We start from the raw sequence: 23188 nt of genomic DNA, 5'->3' as shown, positions 1-23188 counted from the left end.
CTGCTGTGCGCGGCGCTGCTGTTGTCCAGCGGCGCCGCGCACGGCGCCAAACCCACCGAACGCAGCAAGCAGAAGGCGGCCGCGGAAGCACAACGTGCCGGATTGCAACAAAAGCTGACGGCGCTCAAGCGCGACATCAGCCGCACGGAAAGCGCCAAGGACGACGCGGCCGATACCCTGGCCGAGTCGGAAGAGGCCATTTCCAACGCCAACCGCGCCTTGCGCGACCTGGCGCAGGAACAGACCGAGACGGGCGTCAAGCTGACGGCGCTGGGGCAGGAGCACCAGCAACTGACGGCCACCGTCGAGAAACAGAAGACGCAGCTGTCCAAGTTGCTGCGCGAACAATATGTCGCCGGCAATGAAGACCGCATCAAGCTGCTCTTGTCGGGCGACAACCCGAACCGCATCAACCGCGACCTGCAATTCATGGCCTATGTGTCGCAGGCGCAGGCGCGCCTGCTCGACGCCTTGCGCGCCAACTTGCTGGCCGTGGAAAAAAACCAGGCCGACGTGCAGAACGCCAAGGATGAGCTGGAAGAAATCGCGCAGGAAGAGCGCGACCAGAAAGCCTTGCTGGTGCAGGAAAAGGCGCGCCGCGCCGCCTTGCTGACGAGTTTGTCGCAGCGCCTGGTGGCGCAGCGCAAGGAGGCGGGCAATGTCGAGCGCGACGAACAGCGCATGGGCAACCTGGTCGACAAGCTGGCAAAGCTCATCGAAGAGCAGGCCGCCGCCGCGGCGGCGGAAAAGAAACGCCAGCAATTGCTGGCCGAGCAGCGCGCCGCCGCCAAGGCCGCCGCCGACGCCAGGATCGCCGCGGAAAAACGCGAACGCCAGCTGGCCGCGCGCGCCAAGGCCGCCCAGGCGCAGGCCGAGCGCGATCGCATTGCAAAAGAGCAACAAAACAAATCGGGCAAGATCAAGCCGCAGACACCGCCAGCGCCGCCCGTGAAGCTCGATCCGATCGATGACGACGAGCCGCCGCAAGTGGCCAAGGTGGCGCCGAAACCGGAACCCAAGCCGGAGCCGGAACCGGAGCGTCCAAGCCTGGGCCCGGCCGCGCCGGCCGGTGCGTTCGCCAGTTTGAAAGGCCAGTTGCGCGCGCCCGTGGCGGGCAGGATCGCCGCCCGTTTCGGCAGCAAGCGCGGTGACGGCCCCAGCTGGAAGGGCGTGTTCATCCGCACGGGCGAAGGCAGCGAGATCCACGCCATTGCCGCCGGCCGGGTGGTGTTTTCCGACTGGTTGCGCGGCTTCGGCAACCTGATCATCGTCGACCATGGCGGCCAGTACATGAGTATTTATGGCAATAACCAGTCGCTGCTGAAACGGGTGGGCGATGCCGTCAAGGGCGGCGACACCATTGCCAGCGCGGGCAACAGCGGCGGCAATGAGGAATCAGGGCTATACTTTGAATTGCGTCATCAGGGCCGCGCCTTCGATCCAGCCAGCTGGGTGAAGTTTTAAGTTCCCACCATTGCTGCGGCAGCGAATTTGTAGATTGCGAAGAATACATGGGTATCAAAGTCAAAAGTATCGGCCTGATCGGTCTGGGCGTTCTGGCCGGCATCGGCATGTCGCTGCAATACCCGGCCGTGGCGCAGAAAATCACGAATGCCCCGCTGCCGCTCGACGAGCTGCGCCAGTTGTCCGACGTGTTTGGCCTGATCAAGACTGATTACGTCGAGAAGGTGGAAGACAAGAAACTCCTGACGGAAGCCATTTCCGGCATGGTGTCGTCCCTGGACCCGCATTCCGTGTATCTCGACAAGAATGCCTTCAAGGAAATGCGCGAAAGCGTGCAGGGCAAGTTTGTCGGCATCGGCATCGAAGTGAGCATGGATGACGGCTACGTGAAAGTCGTCTCGCCCATCGAGGACAGTCCCGCCGCCAAGGCCGGCATCCAGGCGGGCGACCTGATCACCCGCCTCGACAATATCCCGCTGAAGGGCTTGCAGCTGGAAGAGGTCATCAAGAAGATGCGCGGCCAGCCAGGCAGCAAGCTGGTGCTGACCATGTCGCGCAAGGGCGAAAGCAAGCCGCTGGTGTTCCCCATCGTGCGCGAGGAAATCCGCGTGCAGAGCGTGAAGGCCAAGATGGTCGCGCCCGGCTATGCCTGGCTGCGCATCGCCCAGTTCCAGGAACCGACCGTCGATGACATGGTCAAAAAGATCAATGCCCTGTATGCGCAAGACCCCAAGCTCAAGGGTCTGGTGCTGGACTTGCGCAACGATCCGGGCGGCGTGGTGCCGGGCGCCATCGGCGTGGCGACGGCATTCCTGCCGGGGAACTCCGTCATCGTCTCGACCAAGGGCCAGTTGCCGGAATCGAAACAGGTGTTTTATGGCCGCCGCGAATTCTATGCGCCGCCGGGCGCCAAGGCCGACCCGCTGGCCAAGCTGCCAGCCGCGCTGAAAACCGTGCCGCTGGTGGTGCTGGTCAATGCCGGTTCCGCGTCCGCCTCGGAAATCGTCGCCGGCGCCTTGCAGGATTACCAGCGCGCCACCGTGATCGGCACGCAAACCTTCGGCAAGGGCTCCGTGCAAACCTTGCGCCAGATCACGGCCGACACGGCCGTCAAGCTGACGACGGCCCGCTACTACACGCCGAAAGGCCGCGCCATCCAGGCACGCGGCATCGTGCCGGACCTGCTGGTCGATGAAACGGCCGAGGGCGATGGCTGGAATAGCCTGCGCATCCGCGAGGCGGACCTGGAAAAACACCTGAGCAGCGACGACGGCAAGCCGGAAGCGGCCAAGCCGACCATGGAAGGCATGCACGAGCAGCTGGAAGAAGAGCAGCGCCTGATCGCCACGGCGAAAAAACGCAAGCCGCTCGAATACGGCGCCAAGGATGATTTCCAGCTGCAGCAGGCGCTGAACCACTTCCAGGGCTTGCCGGTGCAGCTGGCGAAGGCCGATGCCAAGGGCGAGAAGATCGGCGCCAAGCCGGAAATCGCTTCCGACATCAAGGCGGACGACAAGAAGATTCCGGTGCAAAAACCGTAGTCGCCGCCATGAACGACCATCAACTGCTGCGCTATTCGCGCCACATCCTGTTAGACGAGATCGGCATCGAAGGCCAGCAAGCCCTGCTCGACGCGCACGTGCTGGTGATCGGCGCGGGCGGGCTCGGCTCGCCGGCGGCCATGTACCTGGCCTCGGCCGGGGTCGGCAAGCTGACCCTGGTCGATGACGATACGGTCGATCTCACCAATCTGCAGCGCCAGATCGCCCACACGACGGCCCGCGTGGGCCAGCCGAAAGCCATATCGGCGCGTGAAACCTTGCTCGGCATTAACCCCGAGATCGAGATCGTCGCCTTGCGGGAACGCGTCGACGATGCGCGCCTGGCCGAACTGGTCTTGTCCGCCACCGTGGTGCTCGACTGCACGGACAACTTCGCCACGCGCCACGCCGTCAACCGCGCCTGCGTGGCCGCCAGGGTGCCGCTGGTGTCGGGCGCCGTGATCCGCTTCGACGGGCAAGTGAGCGTCTTCGACCCGCGCACGGGCAGCCAGCCCTGTTATTCCTGCCTGTTTCCGCAGGAGCAGCAGTTCACCGACGAGGCATGCTCGACCATGGGCGTGTTCGCGCCGCTGGTCGGCGTGGTCGGCGCCATGCAGGCGGCCGAGGCGCTGAAACTGGTGATGGGCGTGGGGCAATCGCTGGCCGGGCGCCTGCTGCTGCTCGATGGCTTGCGCATGGAATGGAGCAGCATGCAGGTCGCGCGCGACCCTGGCTGCGCCGTCTGCGGCGAAGTGGTCTTGTCGCTCTGAAAACCCGCCGCAGAATTTTTTCCCCATATGACAGGCTTTGTCATATTTCCGCTTTATACTCTGCTCTCATTACTCACCTTCTTCTCTCTTTCTTATGCAAAACGCAGCAAACCATCCGACACGCCAGCGCCGCGCGCGCGGCTTCACCCTGATCGAAATCATGGTCGTCGTGGTGATCATGGGCATCCTGGCCTCGCTGGTGGTGCCCAAGCTGATCGCCCGCACGGGCGAATCGAAAGTGGCGGCGGCGAAAGTCGACATTGCCACCGTGATGCAAGCCTTGAAACTGTATCGCCTGGACAACCAGCGCTATCCGACCACCGAGCAGGGCTTGCAGGCGCTGATCGAAAAACCGACGACGGGACCGGCCGCGAATGGCTGGAAAGCGGGCGGCTACCTGGAAAAGATGCCGAAGGATCCATGGGGCAATCCCTACCAGTACCTGTCGCCGGGCGTGAAGGGCGAAGTCGACATCATTTCGCTGGGCGCCGATGGCCAGCCAGGCGGTAGCGGCGACGATGCCGATATCGGCTCGTGGGAACTGTAAGTTTTTCTTTCCATGAAGACCATCAGCAGGCAGCGCATGGCGTCCCGGCAACGCCGCGGCGGTTTTACGCTGATCGAACTGCTGGTGGTGATGGTCATCATCGGCGTCACCCTGGGCCTGGTCTCGCTGAACGCCATGCCGAATGGCCAGCAGGCCCTGCAAAAGGAAGCCGAACGCATCGCCCTGCTGCTGCAACTGGCGCGCGATGAAGCCATCGTGCGCAGCCGGCAAGTGGCCTTCGAGGCGGATGAAAACCAATACCGTTTCCTGGTGCTCAATGAAAAGCTGTGGCAACCCGTGACGCAGGATGATTTGCTGCGCGAGCGCGCCTTCAGCAATACCCCCATGCTGCTCAGCGTGCAGCCGTCGAACAGCGTGGCCCAGCCGCTGCGCATCATCTTCGGCCGCGAACCGGTCGACAAGCCGTTCGTGCTGACCCTGGCCAGCGGCGAGCGCAGCGTGGCCATCCGCGCCGACGGCATCGGCCACTTCACGGTCGAGCAATGATGGCCTTTACCCGACAACCTCGCCAGCGCGGCTTCACTTTGCTGGAAGTCCTGGTCGCCCTCGTCATCGTCGGCACGGCCCTGGGCGCCTCCCTGCGCGCCGTCGGCAGCCTGACGCAGAACAGCGACGGCTTGCGCAGCGCCATGATGGCCACCTGGTCGGCGGAAAACCACCTGGTGCGCCTGCGCCTGGCAAAGACCTTTCCGCAGACGGGCAAGCGCACGGTCGACTGCCCGCAGGGCGACCTGAAACTCATTTGCGAGGAAGAAGTGGTGGCCACGCCGAATCCCCGCATCCGGCAAGTGCGCGTCAACGTCTACGACGCGCAATACCCGGCCCGGCGCATCGTGCGCCTGGTCCTGCTTTCGTTTAACGACTGATGGCGCGCCGCAATCGTCCTGCCGGCGGTTTCACGCTGATCGAGCTGCTCGTGGCGATCGGCATCCTGGCCATGGTCGCCGTGCTGGGTTGGCGCGGCCTGGACAGCATCGTGCGTTCGCGCGAAGTGCTGACCAGCCAGCTGGAGCAGGCACGCGGCATGCAGCTGGCGTTTGCCCAGATGCAGAGCGATTGCGACCACCTGGCCGGCGCCGGGCAGGGCAACAGCCTGCTCAATGGCCGCACCAACCTGTCGGCCGAGAATGACCGCCTGACCCTGGTGCGCCTGGCCGCCTCGGAACAGGAGCCGCAACAGTTGCAAGTGGTCACTTACCGCCTGAACGGCGGCGTGCTGACGCGGCGCGAGTCGAACGGCACGCGCGACCTGGCCGTGCTCGATACCCTGTGGCAGGCGGCGCGCGACGACACCGATACCTCCAGCGCCGACGTGCCCCTGATGCGCGGCGTCGAGAGCATGGTCATGCGCGGCTGGAGCAATGGCGCCTGGAACGTGCTGACGGCGGGCGCCGCCATCTCGACGCAGGTGCCGGGCCTGGAAGTGACCTTGCAGATGCCGGGCCAGGACGCGGGCCTGTCCAAAGTCTTTTTATTGGGCCCGGGATGAAGCGCTTTTCCCGCCCACGGCGCCAGCGCGGCGTGGCCGTCATCACGGCCTTGCTGCTGACGGCGCTGGCCATCACGGTGGTCGCCAGCCTGTTCTGGCAACAGCAGGTGCAGGTGCGCTCGATGGAAAACCAGCGCCTGCGCCTGCAGACGCAGTGGGCCATGCGCGGCATGGTCGACTTCGCCCGCTTCTGGCTGCGCCAGGATAACCCGTCGCTGACGGCGCTGGACGGCGTGTGGGCCACGCCCATCGAGGAGGCGCGGCTCGACGACTACGTCGACCGCGAAAAGGTCGACACGGAAAAATTCGACGCCACCGTGTCGGGCCGCGCGCTCGATGCGCAGGCGCGTTTCAATATCACCAACCTGGCCACTGCCACGGGCATCGTCAGCCAGCCCAACGTGCAGGCCTACCAGCGCCTGCTGTCCAACCTGCAGCTCGACAGCGGCCTGGCGCAGGCGACGGCCGACGCGGTGCTGCGCGCGAAGCCGAAACCGCGCGCCGCCGGCAGCGACAGCGATGGCAAGACGGCCAGCCCGGCGTCGGGCGGCGGCAGCGAGCCGGTGGCCTTCACGCAGGTGGAGGATTTGCTGTCCGTGCCCGGCTATACGCCGCAGATGATCGAGCAGCTGCGCGACTTTGTCATCGTGCTGCCGGAGTTGACGGCGGTGAACGTGAATACGGCGCCGGCCGAGGTGCTGGCGGCCGTGACGATGATGTCCCTGTCCGAGGCCAGCGCCCTGACTTTGAGCAATCCGCGTAAAAAGTTTGTTGATTTGGCAAACTTCAAGAATAATATTGATGCTAAGCAAGTGATTGAAGGTATCGAGCTCGACGTGAAGAGCCGCTACTTCCTCACCGTCATCCGCGTGCGGCTGGACCGCGCCGCCCTCGATGCCGTGGCGCTCGTCAATCGAAAAACGGATCCGCAGCGCACCACCAGCCTGGTCTGGTTGCGGGAAAATTAACCCTGAAAGCGAGTCACTGTGACAACTTTGTATATCCGCCACCCGGCCAAGGCGTCCACCGACGGCGCGGCGGCGTGCTCCTTCGTGCTGGCCGGCGATGGCGGCGCCTTGCTGCAGCAGGGCAGCGCGGCGCTGGGCAGCCTGGGCCAGCTGATCGCCGGCGCGAAGCAGGTCGTGCTGCTGCTGGCGGCGGCCGACGTGACGCTGCTGCGCCTGAAAACCCCGCCGCTGGCCGGTGCGCGCCTGCGCGCGGCCTTGCCGGGCCTGGTGGAAGAACACATCCTCGGCGATGCGCACGATTGCCTGCTGGCCGCCGGCGCGGCCGATGCGAACGGCATGCGCACGGTGGCCGTGGCGCAGCGCGCCTGGGCCGACGTCCTGGTGAAAGCCTTGCTGGCGCAGGGCGCGCGCAAGGTGGCGCTGTTGCCGTCGCAGCTGTGCCTGCCTTTGCAGCCGGGCGGCGTGACGGCATCCCTGCAGCCGGCCGGCACCGGCCTGGAACTGGCCCTGCGCCAGGCGCCGCAGGAGGGCCTGGGCCTGGTGCTGCCGGCGCAGCCGCAGCAGGCGCTGCTGACGACGCGCGCGTTTGCCGGCGATGTGCCGTTGACCCTGTACGTGCCGCCGGCCGAGCTGGCGCAGTACCAGCAGCTGGCCGCCGGCATGGCGGGCGTGACGGTGGAGGCGGATCACTGGGCGCACTGGATCGCCGGCGCGCGCGGCGCGGCGCTGGACCTGGCCAGCGCGCTGGGCACGGCGGGCGGTTCGGCGGCGGAATGGCGGCGCTGGCGCTGGCCGATTCGCCTGGCGCTGCTGACGGTGGTCGTCAACCTGGCGGGCATGAATATCGAATGGATGCGTCTGAAGCGCGAGGCGGCCACCGTGCGCACGTCGATGCAGCAGACCTTCAAGGCCGCGTATCCGAACGAGGCGCCCGTGTATGGCCTGGAGGCGGAGCAGATGCGGCGCAATATCGCTGCCGCCAAGCTGCAGGGCGGGCAAGCCAGCATGGATGACTTCACCAGCATGAGCGCGGCGCTGGGCGAGGCGCTGGGCGGCCTGGCCGGGCGCGGCGTGGTGGCGTCGCTGGAATACCGCGATCGCAGCCTGATCGTCAAGCTGAAACCGGACATGGTCGACGCCAGCGCCCAGGCGCAGGTGCGCGATGGCCTGGCCGCGCGCAAGCTGGCCCTGAATGAAACGGCGCCGGGCGTATGGAAAATCAGCCTGGCCACGGGAGCAAAAGCATGAGTACAGCAGTGATCAGGGCGCGCGCCGCGCTGGCCGGCCAACAGCAGCATCTGCAAGCCTTCTGGAGCGAACGCACGCAGCAGGAGCGCAAGCTGCTGGCCCTCGGCGGCGTGGTGGCGGGCCTGGCCCTCGTGTATGCGGTGTTTTTCGAGCCCGCCTGGACGGGGCGCATCGAATTGCAAAAGAGCTTGCCCGAGCTGCGCCAGAACGCGGCGCAATTGCAGGCCCTGGCGCGCGAGGCGGGCGAGCTGGCGCGCCAGGCGCCCGTGCAGGTGGCGCCGATGAGCCGCGCCAGCCTGGAAGCGTCGCTGAAAGCGCGCGGCCTGGCGCCGCAATCGCTGTCGCTGACGGGCGAATATGCGCGCGTGCAGTTGAACGGCGTGCCGTTTGCCAGCGTCATGCTGTGGCTCGACGGCTTGCGCCGTGAAGGCCGCATCGCCGTGCAGGAAGCCACCATCACGGCGCAGAGCAAGGCGGGACTGGTCGACGCCGCCTTCAGCCTGCACCAGAGCCCGGGCGCGACGCGATGACGCGCCTGCTCGGATGGCTGCTGGCCATCGTCGTCAGCGTCTGCTTGACCCTGCTGGTCTTTTTCCCTGCCGGCTGGGTTGCCGGCATCGTGGAAAAGCAGACGGGCGGGCGTTTGACCTTGGGCGACGCGCAGGGTACCCTGTGGCGCGGCTCGGCCTTTATCGGCGGGGCGGCCAGCGCGAATGGCGCCGTGACGCCGCTGCTGCCGGGACGCTTCAGCTGGCGCATTTCGCCGTCGGTGCTGTGGGGATCGGTGGACGTGGAATTGCAGAATCCGCAGGCGCTGTCGCAGGCGGTCAACCTGCGCGGCTCGTGGTCGCACTGGCAGGTCAGTCCGGCGGCCCTGCTGCTGCCGGCCGATGGCCTGGGCGGCCTGGGCGCGCCGCTGAACACGGTGGCGCCGACGGGCAGCATGCGCCTGTCGTGGAGCACCCTGGAGCTGGCCCTGGAGCAGCAGCAGTTTTCCGCCATCGGCCGCACCACCTTGCAGATGACGGACATGGCGTCGCGCCTGTCGTCCCTGCGCCCGCTGGGCAGTTATGAACTCGATTTCGATTGGCGGGGGCAGCAGGCGGCATTGACACTGCGCTCCATCAAGGGACCGCTGCTGCTCGACGGCAGCGGCAGCCTGAATCAGGGGCGCATGCAGTTTTCCGGCCAGGCCCAGGCCGCAGCAGGATATGAAGAGACCTTGGCGAGTTTGTTGAATTTGCTGGGACAGCGCCGTAGCAATAGCGAAAAAAACATCATCGCCCTAGAGTTTAGACAATGAAAAAACCATCCGTGAGCCCAAATACCTCCTCCTTCTCGCTGCGCCGCCTGTCGGCCGCCGCCTTGCTGTGCTGTTCCGTGGCCGGCATGCCGGCGCCCGTCTGGGCCGCGCCCGGCGATGAGGCGGCGCTCAATTTCGTCGGCGCCGACATCGAATCGGTGATCAAGGCGGTGGGCCATTACACCAACATCAATTTCGTCATCGATCCCCGCGTCAAGGGCACGATCACGCTGGTGTCGGAAAAATCCATCAGCAAGACGCAGGCCTTCGGCCTGCTCGCCTCGGCCTTGCGCCTGCAGGGCTATGCGGTGGTGTCCGGCGACGGCTACGCGAAAGTGGTGCCGGAAGCGGACGCCAAGCTGCAGTCCGTGCCGACCCAGGTGGGCAACGGCAGCAGCCAGGTGAAGGGCGACCAGATCGCCACCCAGGTGTTTTACCTGAACTACGAATCGTCGGCCAACCTGCTGGCCGTGCTGCGCCCCCTGATTTCGCCGAATAACACCATCAATGCCAACCCGGGCAACAACTCGCTGGTGATCACCGATTACGCGGATAACCTCAAGCGCCTGGCGAAGATCATCGCCGCGCTCGACGTGCCCGCCTCGACGGACCTGGACGTGATCCCCGTGCGCTATGCCATCGCCTCCGACCTGGCCTCGATGGTGAATAAACTGATGGAAGGCGGCGGCGCCGGCGCCGGCGCGGCCGGCGAGACGGGCAAGGTCTCCGTGCTGGCCGACCCGCGCACCAATTCGCTGGTGCTGCGCGCGCCATCGGCGGCGCGCGCCAACCTGGCCAAGTCGCTGATCTCGAAGCTGGACCAGCCCACCACGCAGCTGGGCAACGTGCACGTGGTGTACCTCAAAAATGCGGACGCCACCAAGCTGGCGCAGACCCTGCGCTCGGTGGTGACGTCGGACGGCACGGCCGCCTCGGCGCAGCAGCCGGCCAACAATAGCCTGAACAACAACCAGAACAGCCAGAACAGCAACAGCGGCATGAGCAGCACTGGCCTGGGCGGCAGCACGCAGAGCGGCACCACGGGCGGCGCTTCGCTGAGCAACGGGCCGCAGCAGCTGTCCTCGGGCGGCGCGGCCGGCTTCATCCAGGCCGACGCGTCGACCAACACGCTGATCCTGACCTGCAACGAAGCCGTCTACCGCAACCTGCGCGCCGTGATCGACCAGCTCGATGTGCGCCGCGCCCAGGTCTATATCGAGGCGCTGATCGTCGAAGTGACGTCGGCCAAGGCCTCCGAATTCGGCGTGCAGTGGCTGGGCCTGTCCGGCGACAGCACCAGCAACTATCGCGTGGGCGCCTTGCAGTCGTTCGCCTCGGGCACCAACAACAACATCGGCGCCATCGCCACGGGCGGCGGCAAGACCTTGCCGACGGGCGGCCTGACCCTGGGCATCTTCAAGCAGATCAATGGCGCGCTGGGACTGGGCGCGCTGGCGCATGCGCTGGAATCGGACGGCAACGCCAACATCCTGTCGACACCGAACCTGATCACCCTGGACAATGAACTGGCGACCATCAAGGTGGGCCAGAACGTGCCTATCCTGACGGGCCAGTACACCAGCACGGCCGGCACCAACACGAATCCGTTCCAGACCATCGACCGCAAGGAGGTGGGCCTGACCCTGAAAGTGCGTCCGCAGATTTCCGAAGGCGGCACCATCAAGCTGGGCATCTATCACGAGACGTCGAGCGTGGACAAATCCACGGCATCGGCCGTCAGCGGCATCACCATCAACAACCGCGTCATCGAAAACAATGTGCTGGCCGACGACGGCCAGATCATCGTGCTCGGCGGCCTGATCGAGGACAGCACGGGCGACAACGCGGAGAAGGTGCGCGGCCTGGGCGATATCCCCGTGCTGGGCAACCTGTTCAAGTACCAGACGCGCGAGCGCAAGAAAACCAACCTGATGATCTTCCTGCGCCCCGTCATCGTGCGCAACAAGGAGCAGAGCGGCAGCCTGGCGGCCGACCGCTACGACTACATGCGTTCGGCCGAGACGGCCGCCGTGCCGGCCACGGGCAACCTGATGCTGAAGGACCTGGGCACGCCGGTGCTGCCGGCCCTGCAGGATGGCCAGCCCGTGGGCGGCAACATGGTGACGCGCCCCGTGCCGCCGGCACCGACGCCGCCGCCAGGCGCGCCGGCCAACGCGGCCACGCCGCCGCAGTCGATGCTGCAGCAGTATCAACAACAGCAACAGCCGCAGAAGTGATCGGGTCGCCATGAGTAATTTGCTTCCCTACGCCTACGCGCGCGATTTCGGCCTGCTGGCCCGGCCCGGCGCCGTCGAGGGCGCCCCCGTCGAGGTGCTGGTGGCGGCATCGACGGCGCCGGCGGCGATCGCCGAAGTGTCGCGCCGCTTCGGCCAGATTCAACTGACGGTGCTGCCGCGCGCCGAACTCGATGCGGCCATCGCCGGCGCCTACGCGGGCGGCGGCGGCGATGCGTCGCAGATGGCCGATGAATTCGACGCCGATCTCGATCTGACCAAGCTGCTGCAGGACGTGCCGGCCATCGAGGACTTGCTCGAATCGTCCGACGATGCGCCCGTCATCCGCATGATCAACGCGCTGCTCACGCAGGCGCTGCGCGAAGGCGCGTCCGATATCCATATCGAGCCGTTCGAACAGACCTCCGTCGTGCGCTTTCGCATCGACGGCAGCCTGCGCGACGTGGTGCGCCCGCGCAAGGCCATCCACGGTTCGCTGATCTCGCGCATCAAGATCATGGCGCAGCTCGACATCGCGGAAAAACGCCTGCCGCAGGACGGCCGCATCACCCTGCGCGTGGGCGGCAAGCCCGTCGACGTGCGCGTCTCGACCCTGCCCACGGGGCATGGCGAACGGGCCGTATTGCGCTTGCTGGACAAGGAAGCTGGCCGCCTGGACCTGCAGCACCTGGGCATGAGCGCGCCCATGCTGGCGCAGTTCGATGGCCTGATCACGCAGCCGCACGGCATCGTGCTGGTCACGGGGCCGACCGGCTCGGGCAAGACGACGACGCTGTATGCGGCGCTGTCGATGCTCAACGCGACGACGACGAATATCCTGACGGTGGAAGACCCGATCGAGTACGACCTGGCGGGCGTCGGCCAGACGCAGGTCAATCCGCGCATCGACATGACCTTCGCCAAGGCACTGCGGGCCATTTTGCGGCAGGACCCGGACGTGATCATGATCGGCGAGATCCGCGACCTGGAAACGGCGCAGATCGCCGTGCAGGCATCGCTGACGGGCCACTTGGTGCTGGCGACCCTGCACACCAATGACGCCTCGGCGGCCGTCACGCGTTTGCTGGACATGGGCATCGAGCCCTTCCTGCTGTCGTCGTCCCTGCTGGGCGTGCTGGCGCAGCGCCTGGTGCGCAAATTGTGCGGCTCCTGCAAGACCTTCGATGGCGAATACTGGCAGGCGGTCGGCTGCGAGCATTGCGGCCAGACGGGCTACCAGGGCCGGGTCGGCGTGTACGAGCTGCTGCGCACGACGGAGCAGATCCGCGCGCAGATCCACAACCGCGCCTCGGAAGCGGAAGTGCGCGCGGTGGCCCTGCAGGACGGCATGACGAGCATGCGCGACGACGGCGAACGCTGGCTGCGCGACGGCACCACCACGCAGGCAGAATTGCTGCGCGTGACCAAAGACTAGGCCCGCCACCATGCCCGCATTCCGTTATGAAGCCGTCGATGCGCAAGGCGCCACCCGCAAGGGCGTGCTCAATGCCGACAGTCCCCGTTCCGCGCGCGCCGAGTTGCGCGTGCAAGGCCTGGTGCCGCTGGCCGTCGAGCAGATCGCCGCGCAGGTCGATGCGGCCGGCGTCACCAAGCGGCGCGGCTTCGGCGAGCGCCTGTCCAGCACCGAGCTGGCGTTGTTTACGCGCCAGCTGGCCAGTTTGCTGGAAGCGGGCCTGCCGCTGGAGCAGGCCTTTTCCGCGCTGCTGGAACAGGCCGAGCGGCCGTATCTGCGCGACCTGATCGCCTCGATCCGCTCGGAGGTCATCGGCGGCGCCGCCTTTTCCGACGTGCTGGCGCGCCATCCGCGCGATTTCGCGGAGATCTACCGCGCGCTGGTGGCGTCGGGCGAGCAGATTGGCCATTTGTCGCGCGTGCTGTCGCGCCTGGCCGACTACATCGAACGGCGCAACGCGCTGGTGCAGAAGGTCAAGCTGGCCTTCACCTATCCGGCCATCGTCACGGTGGTGGCGTTTTCCATCGTGATTTTCCTGCTCACCTATGTGGTGCCGCAGATCGTCTCGGTATTCGCCAATACCAAGCAAAAGCTGCCCCTGCTGACGGTGATCATGCTGGCGCTGTCGGACTTCGTGCGCCATTACGGCATCATCGTGGCCGTGGCCCTGGCCGGCGCCTGGTTCGCCTGGCGCCGCGCCCTGCAGCAGCCGGCTTTAAAACGGCGCTGGCATACGTGGCTGCTGACGGCGCCCCTGTACGGCAAGTTCGAGCGCAGCCTGAACACGGCGCGTTTCGCCAGCACGCTGGCCATCACCACCGGCTCCGGCGTGCCCATCCTGCGCGCGCTCGATACCAGCCGCGATACCTTGACCAACGTGGCGATGCAGGAACTGGTGCAGGAAGCCAGCGGCGCCGTGCGCGAGGGCGTCAGCCTGGCGCGCGCGCTGTCGGCGCAAAAGCATTTTCCGCCCATGCTGATCCACATGATACGCGCCGGCGAAATCACGGGCGAGCTGCCGGCCATGCTGGAGCGCGCCGCCAGCGCCCAGGAACAGGACCTGGAACGGCGCACCTTGACCATCGCCGGCCTGCTGGAGCCGGCCCTGATCCTGGCCATGGGCGTGGTGGTGCTGCTGATCGTGCTGGCCGTGCTGATGCCGATTATCGAAATCAATCAGCTCGTAAGATAAGAACTCAAGGAAGCCATGAAGCGTTTGCCCCAATTTGTAAGTCTGCTCGCCGTCGTGGCGCTGTCCGTGTCGCTGGCCTATTGGGCCATGCAGCTGTTCAAGGCACCGCAGCGCCCCATCAATCCGCCCGCCGTGCCGGTGGTGCAGGATGCCAGCGTGGAGGCGGGCGCCTCGCTGTTCGGCGGCCAGGTCAGCGTGGCCACGGCCAGCAACTACCAGCTCAAGGGCGTGGTGGCGGCAGCGAATGGCCGGCGCAGCGTGGCCATCATCTCCACCGATGGCAAGCCGTCCGTGGCCGTGCCGGAAGGCGCCGAAGTGGCGCCCGGCGTGACGGTGCAGGAAGTGCATGCGCGCCATGTGCTGCTGCTGGACGGCGGCGTGAGCAAGCGCATCGACCTGGTGGCCGATGACAAGGCGCTGGCCATGCCGGCGATGCTGCCGTCACCCACGCCAGGTCCCGCCCCTGCGCCGGCAACGAACCTGGTGCCGCCGCCGCTGCCGATGGAAGCGCAGCGCCCGACGGTGCAGATGCCGGCCGCGCCGCAGGTGTCGTCCGTTCCGCCGCCGCCGTCGAATTAAGTTACGTTACGCAGTACCGGCGTTGCTATCGCATGGTGACGATGGCGCCGTGCTGCCATTGCAACAGGAGTCTTCATGTTTTCGATTCGTGCCGTCCTGGCAGCAGGCTGCATGGCGGCGCTGTGCGCCTTGCCACAAGCCGGCGTTGCCGCCGATGTTCCCGCCGCCACCGCTGCTCCCGCCGCTGCCGCCACCGCGATAGCGCCCGCGCCGGCGCGCCCGCGCATCGCCCTGGTGCTGTCGGGCGGCGGCGCGCGCGGCCTGGCGCATATCGGCGTGCTGAAAGTGCTGCAGGAGCTGCACGTGCCGATCGACATGGTGGTCGGCACCAGCATGGGCGGCGTGGTGGGCGGCGCGTATGCGGCCGGCGCTTCCGTGGCGGACCTGGAAAAGATGGCGCGTGAAACCAACTGGGCGCGCGTGGTGGCAGACCGTCCGCCACGCGATGAACTGACGTTCCGCCGCCGCGAGGAAGACTTGCTGCTGCCTTCGCGCATCGAGTTTGGCCTGAGCCGCAATGGCATTTCCACGCCGCCCGCCGCCGCCAGCAATGCGGCGCTGGAGATGGCCCTGAACCGCCTGCTGCCGGCGGGCATGCGCGACCGCCCGGCCAGCCAGCTGCCGCTGCCTTTCCGTTCGGTGGCCTCGGACCTGGTCAGCGGCGAACTGGTGGAACTGGTCGACACGCCGCTGTTCCTGTCGATGCGCGCCTCGCTGGCCGTGCCGGGGGTGTTCTCTCCCGTGCGCGTGAATAACCGCCTGGTGGTCGATGGTGGCCTGGTGCGCAACCTGCCCGTCGACATGGCGCGCGCCATGGGCGCCGACATCGTCATCGCCGTCAACGTGGGCACGCCGCTGGCGCCGGAAAAAGACCTGGGCAGCGCCATCGGCGTGGCGCAGCAGATGCTGCAGATCCTCACGGAGCAGAACGTGCAGCGCTCGCTCAAGGAATTGCGGCCGCAGGATGTGCTGGTGGCGCCGGACCTGACGGGCGTGAGCTTCCTCGACTTTGAAAACTATGCGCGCGCCATGCGCGCCGGCGAACAGGCGGCGCAGGCGCTGGCCGCGCGCCTGGCGCCGCTGGCCCTGCCGCCGGAACAGTATGCGGCGCGCGAGCAGCTGCGCCTGGCCGCGCCAGCCCTGCTGGACGTGGCCTTGCCGCTGACGCGCCTGGCCGTGGAGAGCGAAGGCGACATCAATCCGCGCATCCTGCAAGCCCAGTCGGGACTCGTCGAGGGCCAGCTGGTGAGCCAGGAAGACGTGCTCAAGGCGGCGGCCAAGCTGTATGGACGCGGCGACGTGGCGCGCGTGGAGACGGAAGTGGTCGACGCGGGCGAGCAGCGCACGGTGAACATCAAGGCGGTCGAGGCGCCATGGGCCAGCAACCGCCTGCGCGTGGGCCTGGAGCTGGCCAGCGATTTCAGGGACAGCAATAACTTCGCCCTGAAGCTGCTGCACGTGCGCTCGAACCTGAACAGCTGGGGCGGCGAGTTGCGCAGCACGGCGCAGATCGGCAATGCGCGCGGCTATGGGGTGCAGTTCTGGCAGCCGCTGGGCGCCGGCAACCCGTGGTATATCGCGCCGCAGTTGCAGTACACCTCGTCGGCGATGGATGTCTTCGACAAGGGCCGGCGCAGCGCGCGCCTGGCGTATAACGGCCAGACGGCGGCGCTGGTGCTGGGGCGCTCGCTCGGTACCTGGGGCGACCTGCAGTTTGGCGTCACGCGCACGGAGGTCAAGGGCAAGCTGGCGATTCCGGCCGATCCCACGCAGCCGGAATCGCGGGCGCTGGGCACCACGCAGTTCGCGCAGTTCCGCGTCGATACGCTCGATTCGCCGGGCTTCCCCACGCGCGGCATGCTGGTGGACGCCACCTGGGCGCGCGATCCGAGCACGCGTGCAGGCGAGGCGGCCCTGGGCCGCTCCTCCGTGACGGGGCTGAAGGCCTTCAGCAGCGGCAACTGGGCCGGTCATGTGTATGGCGAATGGGCGCGCGCGCAGCGCGGCGAGGCGCCGCTCAGCCTCGGTGGTTTCCTGCGCCTGTCCGGCACGGAATTTGAGTCGGTCAGCGGGCGCAGCATCGCCCTGGCGCGCCTGGTGATGGCGCGCCGCATCGGCTCCCTGCCCAGCACCCTGGGCGGCGCCGTGCGGGCCGGCTTTTCGCTGGAAATGGGCGGCGGCTTCGACCAGAGCGATCACTGGCGGTCGAGCAAATTCACGCAGGCCAGCAGCGCCTTCATCTCCGTCGACACGCGCTTCGGCCCCGTGTACATGGCGTCGGGCGCCACCAAGGGCGGCGAGAGCACCTTTTATCTGTTCCTGGGGCCCGTCTGGTAGCTGGCGGCCGGTGCGGCGTGCAGGGCGGCCGCCGGGCTGCGGCGCAGCGCCGTGAAGGCGGCAAATTCCCATGAGCGAAAGCCCAGCAGCAGGGTAAAGCCATCGCGTTCCTGCGGCGCCAGGCGGCGGTCGCTCTGGTGCAGCCGCGCCAGTTCCTCGGCCAGCTGGCGGATCTTCTGCACCAGCTCCTGCGCGCTCGACAGCGACAATCGCGCGGGGATGCACATCAGGGTTTCGCCGGCGCCGTCAAAATGCCCGCTGAAATAATCGGCCACCACGTATTCGCGGAAGTACTGCTGCACCGGGCCGTCGGCCAGCCAGTGGAAGGCGTTCGAGACGCGCAGGCTGTAGCGGTTCAGGGGCTTGAGCTCGATCAAGCCCAGCCGGTCCAGCTCCGCCAGGTAGCCGATGCACTCGGCCTGCGTCAGCGCATACGTTTCCACCACTTGTTCCAGGCTCCAGTGGCCGAGGCAGCAGATCGCCACCAGCAGCAAGCGCGGATGGGCGATCAGCGACTTTTCCTGGATCAGGGTCAGCGTGTCGGCATGCGGCGTGATGTCGGCCGCGCCGCGCAGCACGTCTTCCATGGCGATGCCGGAAGCCTTGCAGATCAGGGCCAGGCGCGACAGCGACATGTCGTGCTGGCCGAACATGCGCTTGACGCTCGACTCGCTCATGCCGATGCGTTCGGCCAGCATTTTGTAGGTGATGCCGGCGGCGCGCAGTTGCGTGCGCAGCACGCGCAGAACCAGTTCGGGTGAACTCACGATAGTTCCTTTTTACTAGTGTGGTAGCGGATGACGGTACCGAATGTAGCCCGTAATGGCACTTTGCACAAGGAGATAGTACTTCTGGGCAAAAGCGATGACACTCCTGCTGGTGGCGCCGGAGCGTGGTTCACGCAGTGCGCTACAACCAGGCAATCCATCCACTTGTAGAGGTTATCCATGTTCCCTAAATTACACCTGCCGGCGGCGCTGCTGGCGCTGGCCGCCATCGCTCCCCTGCACGCCGCCGCCGCTGAGCCGGCGCCCGGTCCCGTCTATGCGGGCGCCAGCTATGGCTTTCGCGCCAATACCGGCCTTGACTGCGTGTCCGGACAAAGCGACTGCGACAAAAGCAGCAAGCGCAATGGCAAGGCCTACGTGGGTTACAGTTTCAATGCGCTGCCGTTTCAGGGCGGCGTGGCCCTGCCTTCGGTTGAGCTGGTGGGGTATACCGGCGGCGAGGTCACATCCGGTTTCGACACGGGCGCGGGCAAGGTGGCCGGCCGCGGCAAATTCCTCGGCGCGGGCTTGCAGGGCGTGCTCGGCTACCAGTTCGACGCCTTTACCCTGAGCGGACGCCTCGGCGTGGCCTACACGCAGGGCAAGGTCGATTATCTGGGCGGTGGTTCGGACAAGCAGAACAAGGCTGGCCTGATCTACGGCATCGGCACGGCGTATGCGCTGAATCCGAACTGGTCGCTGCATCTCGACTGGGACCGCGTGCCGGTGAAGTACAACGGCAGCCAGCAGACCAAGGTCGACATGTTTTCGCTGGGCGCGTCCTACCGTTTCTGACGGCAGGCGGCTGGCAATGATGGCCTGATGGCGGACGCCCCACGAAAAGGGGGTGTCCGCGGGCGGCCACCTATTTTTCCGTGGCCACCTTCAGCAGCAGTGCCGCCAGCAGGCGTTTTTCCTGCTGGCGCTGGCCGGACACGCTTTTCACGTGCGCCCCGGCGCTGCGCTGCAGGGCGGCCGTGGCGACGGGATTGCGCGGTTTTTGCGAGGGTTCGACGCGGAACTGCATTTTCTGCCGCGTCGCCAATGCCTTGTTTGCCATCGGTTTCCCCCTTCCTGACTACAGCACGTAGCGCGACAGGTCTTCGTTGACCGACAACGCTTCCAGGCGCTCGTTGACGTACGCCGCATCGATCACCAGCAGGTTTTCCGCGCTGCTGCTGCCTTCGCTGGCCGTAAACGACACTTCTTCCAGCAGCTTTTCCATCACCGTGTGCAGCCGGCGCGCGCCGATGTTTTCCGTGCGCTCGTTGACCGAATAGGCGATTTCCGCCAGGCGCGTGATGCCTTCCGGCGCGAATTGCAATGTGAGGTTTTCCGTCGCCAGCAAGGCTTCGTACTGCATCGTCAGGCAGGCGTCGGTGCTCGTCAGGATGCGCTCGAAGTCGGCGATCGACAGCGACTCCAGTTCCACGCGGATGGGGAAGCGCCCCTGCAGTTCCGGGATCAGGTCCGACGGCTTGGACAGGTGGAAGGCGCCCGAGGCGATGAACAGGATGTGGTCCGTGCGGATCATGCCGTACTTGGTGTTGACGGTCGTGCCTTCGACCAGCGGCAGCAGGTCGCGCTGCACGCCCGCGCGCGAGACGTCGGCGCCGCCCGATTCCGAGCGCGAGGCGATCTTGTCGATCTCGTCGAGGAAGACGATGCCGTTCTGCTCGACGTTCTGGATGGCCTTCTGTTTCAGCTCGTCGTCGTTGACCAGCTTGGCCGCCTCTTCCTCAACCAGCAGTTTCAGCGCTTCCTTGATCTTCACCTTGCGCGCCTTCTTGCGCTGCCCGCCCACGCCCGAGAACATGGACTTGATCTGCTCCGTCATTTCTTCCATGCCGGGTGGCGCCATGATTTCCATCTGCGGGCCCGCGTCGGCCAGCTCGATCTCGATTTCCTTGTCATCGAGCTCGCCCTGGCGCAATCGCTTGCGGAAGGTCTGGCGCGTGCTGTCGCCGCTGCCGTTGTCCACGGCCGCCGGCGTGTTCGGCGTGAAGCCGAAGTCGCGCGCCGGCGGCACGAGGATGTCGATGATGCGGTCTTCGGCCGCGTCCTCGGCGCGCGCGCGCACCTTCTTCATTTCCGAGGCGCGCGTCTGCTTGATGCCGATGTCGATCAGGTCGCGGATGATGGTGTCGACGTCGCGGCCCACGTAGCCCACTTCCGTGAACTTGGTCGCTTCGATCTTGATGAAGGGCGCCTCGGCCAGCTTGGCCAGGCGGCGCGCGATTTCCGTCTTGCCGACGCCCGTGGGGCCGATCATGAGGATGTTCTTGGGCGTGATTTCATGGCGCAGGGGCTCGGCCACCTGCTGGCGGCGCCAGCGGTTGCGCAGGGCGATGGCGACGGCGCGCTTGGCCTTGGCCTGGCCCACCACGTGTTTGTCGAGTTCGGTGACGATTTCCGACGGAGTCATGTTCATGATCATGGTTGGCTTTCTATTCTGTGCTCGGACGCGCCCGGACTTAGTCCAGGGTCTCGATGATGTGGGACATGTTGGTATAAATGCACAACTCGGCGGCGATGGTCAGCGATTTCTTGACCACCTCGGCCGGCGACAAGTCCGTGTTTTCCTGCAGCGCCTTGGCGGCGGACTGGGCGTAGGTGCCGCCCGAGCCGATGGCGCCGATGCCGTCTTCCGGCTCCAGCACGTCGCCATTGCCCGTGATGACCAGGGTCGATTCGCTGTCGGCCACCAGCAGCATGGCCTCCAGGCGGCGCAGCACGCGGTCGGTGCGCCAGTCCTTGGCCAGTTCGACGGAGGCGCGCAGCAGGTTGCCCTGGTGTTTTTCCAGCTTGCCTTCAAAACGGTCGAGCAGGGTGAAGGCGTCGGCGGTGCCGCCGGCAAAGCCGACCAGGACCTTGCCCTGGTATAACTTACGCACTTTGCGGGCCGTGCCCTTCATGACGATGTTGCCGAGCGTGACCTGGCCGTCGCCGCCCAGGGCGACTTGCTTGCCGCGCCGGACGCAGAGGATGGTGGTGCCGTGAAATTGTTCCATAGTGACCTCAAAAGATTCGTGCCGATGCGTGCAAGGCCATGCGATTGCGCGCCCATGGGCCAAAAGTGGGGATGGAAAAGGCAATTGCAAGCGCCACTTGCCACTGCCGTGCCTGCTTCAGTGTAGTCGGCGCGGGACGAAAAAAAAGCACGCAACCGAAAGTTGTGTGCTTTTTTATGCGCCATCGCGGGGCCGCCGCAGCGGCCGCGCGAGGGGCGGGGCGATCAGTCGCCGTAGAGTTTTTGCTTCAGTTCACGGCGTTGCTGGGCTTCCAGCGACAGGGTGGCGGTGGGACGGGCGATCAGGCGCGGGATGCCGATCGGCTCGCCCGTTTCCTCGCACCAGCCATAGTCGCCGGCGTCGATGCTGGCGATCGATTGCTGCACTTTTTTCAGCAATTTGCGCTCGCGGTCGCGCGTGCGCAGTTCCAGCGCATGCTCTTCCTCGATGGTGGCGCGGTCGGCCGGGTCCGGTACCAGCACGGTTTCGCGCAAGTGTTCCGTGGTTTCGCCGGCGTTTTTCAGCAGGTCTTTCTCCAGCTGTTGCAGGCGTGCCTTGAAGAATGCCAGTTGTGCCGGATTCATGTAGTCATCTTCGCTCATGGCGCGAATTTGTTCTTCGCTGATGAGAGGGATGTCTTGGTTGGCGGCCGGGGTCGATTTATTAGTTTTGGTCATAACTTCGCTTACCTTCGATACGACAGAGTTTTCAAATTGATCAGTTGATGCGGCGATGCCGAGCAACTGTACAGGTTCCGCTAGGCATTGCTGTCCGGATGTACTGCTTGCGACCTTGGCTTGCCGGCGGCGGCCAGGACTACCGGCCGGCTATATTTGCCATGTTGATAACTTTTTACCGCTCTATGCCAGTCGCGCTATGCACGTGTCGACGGGCGTGTTGGGTGGATCGGTTGCATGCCTGGCATGCGGCCAGCGGCAGTTTGCCAGCAATTCATGACAGGCTAACGACATGGGCCGTTTTCGTCGCTGATTTTGGCACGCTTTGCTTTATATTGCCATCCCGATTTGTTGACTAGGCGATCAGAGACGGCCGCTTGTTGGTTTATGTCAGCAAGATTGTCATCGGACAAGTGGAAAGCGTGCTTAACTTTCCCTTTTGTTTCTGCTTTGCAACGGGTACTTCGCAAAACCCGGCTAGTTTATACCAAACATTGTTCGAGTCCGCGAATAAAAATGTCTTTTGGTAGATTCTTGCCAATAAACACCATTTTGCTGCCGCGCACCTCGTTTTCCCCCCATTTGGCGCCCAGGTCGCTGCCCATCAGCTGGTGCACGCCCTGGAAGACCACCTTGCGCTCGGCGCCCTGCATCAGCAGCACGCCCTTGTAGCGCAGCATGCGTGGGCCATACACTTGCACCAGGCCGCCGAGGAACTCATCGAGCTTGGCGCTGTCGAACGGTTGCGCGCTCTTGAAAACAAAGGCGGCGATATCATCGCTGTGCTGCGCATGGTGGTGGTCGGCATGACCGCAGTCGGTGGCGCAGGCGTCGCTGTGCTCATGCTTGTGCTCATGGCCGTGCGCGTGGTCGTGATCGTGCACGTGCGCCGTCTCTGTCTCCAGGAAATCCGGGTCCAGCTCCAGCTTTTCATTCAGGTTGAAACCGCGGATGTCGAGCACCTCGGCCAGCGGCGCGCGGCCGAAATCGACCTTGGCGATGGGCGCGCGCGGGTTGATGCGTTTCAGGCGGCGCGTCAGGATGGCCACCTCCTCTTCACTGACGAGGTCGGTTTTCGACAGCAGCAGCTTGTCGGCAAAGCCTACCTGCCGCTGCGCTTCCTCGTATTCATCCAGTTGCTTCATGGCATGGCGGGCATCGACCACCGTGAGGATGGCGTCGAGCATGTACTGGCTGCCCACTTCCTCGTCGACAAAGAAGGTTTGCGCCACGGGGCCGGGATTGGCCAGGCCCGTCGTTTCGATGACGACGCGGTCGAAGGCCAGCAGGCCGGCGTCGCGCTTGCGCGCCAGTTCCGTCAGTCCCACGATCAGGTCGCCGCGCACGGTGCAGCAGATGCAGCCGTTGTTCATCTCGATGATGTGCTCGTTGCTGTCCTGCACCAGGATGTCATTGTCGATGTTTTCCTGGCCAAACTCGTTTTCGATCACGGCGATGCGCATGCCATGCTCTTCCTGCAATATGCGGTTGAGCAGGGTGGTTTTGCCGGCGCCGAGGAAACCGGTGAGGATGGTGGTGGGAATCAGTGCCATGGGAATGCCTATG

Annotated in this window: 23 protein-coding genes; 17 read left to right on the top strand and 6 right to left on the bottom strand. The window is 65.6% G+C overall.

The genetic code is table 11. The annotated features are described in order from the left end of the window. The 16 genes from BM193_RS16785 to BM193_RS16710 all read left to right on the top strand — a co-directional run bounded on the left by BM193_RS16785 (nt 1) and on the right by BM193_RS16710 (nt 17167). Nucleotides 1-1464, top strand: coding sequence for a murein hydrolase activator EnvC family protein (locus BM193_RS16785; RefSeq protein WP_092799171.1), 1464 nt, complete (start codon nt 1-3; stop codon nt 1462-1464). Nucleotides 1465-1511: 47 nt separating this feature from the next. Next, nucleotides 1512-3005, top strand: a complete 1494-nt coding sequence (locus tag BM193_RS16780) for a S41 family peptidase (protein WP_092798634.1) — start codon at nt 1512-1514, stop codon at nt 3003-3005. A gap of 8 nt (nt 3006-3013) precedes the next feature. After that, nucleotides 3014-3775 (top strand): HesA/MoeB/ThiF family protein, encoded by a 762-nt coding sequence (locus BM193_RS16775; protein WP_092798633.1) that lies wholly within the window; start codon nt 3014-3016, stop codon nt 3773-3775. A gap of 94 nt (nt 3776-3869) precedes the next feature. Beyond that, entirely contained in the window at nt 3870-4322 is a 453-nt protein-coding gene (gene gspG, locus BM193_RS16770) for a type II secretion system major pseudopilin GspG (protein ID WP_092798632.1), read from the top strand. Nucleotides 4323-4358: 36 nt separating this feature from the next. Continuing rightward, complete coding sequence (locus tag BM193_RS16765; RefSeq protein ID WP_092798631.1) at nt 4359-4829, top strand: GspH/FimT family pseudopilin; 471 nt, start codon at nt 4359-4361, stop codon at nt 4827-4829. Beyond that, nucleotides 4826-5209: a type II secretion system minor pseudopilin GspI gene (gspI, locus tag BM193_RS16760; protein WP_092798630.1), complete on the top strand. Its 384-nt coding sequence runs from the start codon at nt 4826-4828 to the stop codon at nt 5207-5209. Before BM193_RS16765 ends, gspI begins: the two co-directional genes overlap by 4 nt. Beyond that, nucleotides 5209-5832, top strand: a complete 624-nt coding sequence (locus BM193_RS16755; RefSeq protein ID WP_092798629.1) for a prepilin-type N-terminal cleavage/methylation domain-containing protein — start codon at nt 5209-5211, stop codon at nt 5830-5832. Before gspI ends, BM193_RS16755 begins: the two co-directional genes overlap by 1 nt. Then, nucleotides 5829-6800: a type II secretion system minor pseudopilin GspK gene (gspK, locus tag BM193_RS16750; protein WP_092798628.1), complete on the top strand. Its 972-nt coding sequence runs from the start codon at nt 5829-5831 to the stop codon at nt 6798-6800. The genes BM193_RS16755 and gspK overlap by 4 nt, the downstream gene beginning before the upstream one ends. A gap of 18 nt (nt 6801-6818) precedes the next feature. Next, entirely contained in the window at nt 6819-8048 is a 1230-nt protein-coding gene (gspL, locus tag BM193_RS16745; protein WP_175533322.1) for a type II secretion system protein GspL, read from the top strand. Continuing rightward, nucleotides 8045-8578: a type II secretion system protein GspM gene (gene gspM / locus BM193_RS16740; RefSeq protein ID WP_092798626.1), complete on the top strand. Its 534-nt coding sequence runs from the start codon at nt 8045-8047 to the stop codon at nt 8576-8578. Before gspL ends, gspM begins: the two co-directional genes overlap by 4 nt. Continuing rightward, nucleotides 8575-9351: a type II secretion system protein N gene (locus BM193_RS16735; protein ID WP_092798625.1), complete on the top strand. Its 777-nt coding sequence runs from the start codon at nt 8575-8577 to the stop codon at nt 9349-9351. Before gspM ends, BM193_RS16735 begins: the two co-directional genes overlap by 4 nt. Beyond that, entirely contained in the window at nt 9348-11588 is a 2241-nt protein-coding gene (gene gspD, locus BM193_RS16730) for a type II secretion system secretin GspD (protein WP_092798624.1), read from the top strand. The genes BM193_RS16735 and gspD overlap by 4 nt, the downstream gene beginning before the upstream one ends. A gap of 10 nt (nt 11589-11598) precedes the next feature. Then, nucleotides 11599-13020, top strand: a complete 1422-nt coding sequence (gspE, locus tag BM193_RS16725) for a type II secretion system ATPase GspE (protein WP_092798623.1) — start codon at nt 11599-11601, stop codon at nt 13018-13020. 10 nt (nt 13021-13030) lie between these two features. After that, nucleotides 13031-14251: a type II secretion system inner membrane protein GspF gene (gene gspF, locus BM193_RS16720; RefSeq protein WP_092798622.1), complete on the top strand. Its 1221-nt coding sequence runs from the start codon at nt 13031-13033 to the stop codon at nt 14249-14251. A gap of 15 nt (nt 14252-14266) precedes the next feature. Continuing rightward, nucleotides 14267-14830: a type II secretion system protein N gene (locus tag BM193_RS16715; protein ID WP_092798621.1), complete on the top strand. Its 564-nt coding sequence runs from the start codon at nt 14267-14269 to the stop codon at nt 14828-14830. A gap of 75 nt (nt 14831-14905) precedes the next feature. Then, nucleotides 14906-17167 (top strand): patatin-like phospholipase family protein, encoded by a 2262-nt coding sequence (locus BM193_RS16710; RefSeq protein ID WP_092798620.1) that lies wholly within the window; start codon nt 14906-14908, stop codon nt 17165-17167. On the opposite strand, the gene BM193_RS16705 is transcribed toward BM193_RS16710, so the two are convergent. Beyond that, nucleotides 17140-17934, bottom strand: a complete 795-nt coding sequence (locus BM193_RS16705) for a helix-turn-helix domain-containing protein (RefSeq protein WP_254786292.1) — start codon at nt 17932-17934, stop codon at nt 17140-17142. The genes BM193_RS16710 and BM193_RS16705 overlap by 28 nt on opposite strands. Nucleotides 17935-18114: 180 nt before the next feature. On the opposite strand from BM193_RS16705, the gene BM193_RS16700 reads away from it, so the two are divergent. Beyond that, nucleotides 18115-18729: an outer membrane protein gene (locus BM193_RS16700; RefSeq protein WP_092798619.1), complete on the top strand. Its 615-nt coding sequence runs from the start codon at nt 18115-18117 to the stop codon at nt 18727-18729. Between the two features lie 70 nt (nt 18730-18799). On the opposite strand, the gene BM193_RS16695 is transcribed toward BM193_RS16700, so the two are convergent. From BM193_RS16695 to BM193_RS16675, 5 genes are all read right to left on the bottom strand, one after another. After that, nucleotides 18800-18994, bottom strand: a complete 195-nt coding sequence (locus BM193_RS16695; RefSeq protein WP_092798618.1) for a hypothetical protein — start codon at nt 18992-18994, stop codon at nt 18800-18802. Between the two features lie 18 nt (nt 18995-19012). After that, entirely contained in the window at nt 19013-20365 is a 1353-nt protein-coding gene (gene hslU / locus BM193_RS16690; protein WP_092799167.1) for an ATP-dependent protease ATPase subunit HslU, read from the bottom strand. Between the two features lie 43 nt (nt 20366-20408). After that, complete coding sequence (hslV, locus tag BM193_RS16685) at nt 20409-20945, bottom strand: ATP-dependent protease subunit HslV (protein WP_010394217.1); 537 nt, start codon at nt 20943-20945, stop codon at nt 20409-20411. A gap of 224 nt (nt 20946-21169) precedes the next feature. Then, nucleotides 21170-21622 (bottom strand): RNA polymerase-binding protein DksA, encoded by a 453-nt coding sequence (dksA, locus tag BM193_RS16680; protein WP_076565074.1) that lies wholly within the window; start codon nt 21620-21622, stop codon nt 21170-21172. Nucleotides 21623-22104: 482 nt separating this feature from the next. Continuing rightward, on the bottom strand, nt 22105-23175 hold the full coding sequence (locus BM193_RS16675) for a CobW family GTP-binding protein (protein ID WP_092799165.1): 1071 nt from the start codon (nt 23173-23175) through the stop codon (nt 22105-22107). Nucleotides 23176-23188 lie beyond the last annotated feature (13 nt).

The organism is Janthinobacterium sp. 344 (assembly GCF_900112025.1).
Classification (GTDB): domain Bacteria; phylum Pseudomonadota; class Gammaproteobacteria; order Burkholderiales; family Burkholderiaceae_D; genus Janthinobacterium.
The sequence above is the reverse complement of the archived record's forward strand: the minus strand, read 5'-3'. Positions and strand labels throughout refer to the sequence as shown.